1 protein-coding gene and 1 pseudogene are annotated in these 1,063 nt (G+C 46.7%); both read left to right on the forward strand.

Translation table 11 applies throughout. The features are described 5' to 3' along the window. Positions 1-405 (forward strand): annotated as a pseudogene (locus AB5935_RS27865) (lytic transglycosylase domain-containing protein); the annotation flags it as partial. 38 nt (positions 406-443) lie between these two features. Then, on the forward strand, positions 444-1,063 hold a 620-nt coding region (locus AB5935_RS27870), incomplete at its 3' end, for an ion transporter (protein ID WP_368328086.1).

Here is a 1,063-nt window from a genome sequence, read left to right on the forward strand (position 1 = left end):
GGACAGGGACGTATCTCCTCCCAACTTGAAAAGCAGTGGGCAAGTCATGCCATGGACTTATGGCTGGTAGAGGAAACTTCCCGCTACATGTTCCGCCTGCTGGCAGCCAAAGAGATATTCAATAACCCGCAACGTTACGGATTCCTCTTGAAACGGGAACATCTGTATCCGCCTATTCCTTATAAAGAGGTAACCGTCAACACTTCTATCGACGATCTGAACGACTACGCAAAATCACAGGGAATCACCTATGCCCAACTTCGTGATGCCAACCCCTGGCTGCGCGACACTTCATTGAAGAACAAGACCGGAAAGACATACATTCTCTATATTCCTACACAAGAGGGAATGTATTACAACCCGCAAAAGACCGTTGCCTACAATAAACAGTGGGTCATCGACTAAAAAGGCTTTTTCTTTAATTCCGGCCAAGCACTATTGATATGAAACTGAAAGAAAGAATCCATCGTTTTTTGCATGACGAGAAACTGAAACGAAAGTTATACGTCATCATCTTCGAATCGGACACCCCTGCCGGGAAATTGTTCGACGTGATTCTTATCGCCTGTATTCTGGTCAGCGTATTGCTCGTCATCATCGAAAGCCTAAAAGGACTTCCCACCTATCTGACGACTCCGTTCGTCATTATGGAATTCCTTTTCACCGGCTTCTTTACTTTCGAATACCTGACGAGGATCTACTGTTCACCCCGTCCCCGGAAATACATATTCAGCTTTTTCGGTATCGTAGACTTACTGGCCACGTTGCCTCTTTACATCGGTCTGCTCTTCCCGGGCGCCCGCTATCTACTCATCATTCGTGCCTTCCGCCTGATACGTGTGTTCCGCGTCTTCAAGCTTTTCAACTTTCTGAATGAGGGGGAACGGCTGCTCACTGCCTTGCGTGAAAGTAGTAAGAAGATTGCAGTGTTCTTCTTGTTTGTCGTCATTCTGGTGACTTCCATCGGAACGCTAATGTATATGATTGAAGGAACGCAACCCAACTCCCAGTTCAACAATATCCCGAACAGCATCTATTGGGCTATCGTCACCATGACTACCGT

Source organism: Phocaeicola sp. RTP21198st1_B8_RTP21198_201120, assembly GCF_040929485.1.
In the GTDB taxonomy this organism is placed as follows: domain Bacteria; phylum Bacteroidota; class Bacteroidia; order Bacteroidales; family Bacteroidaceae; genus Phocaeicola; species Phocaeicola dorei.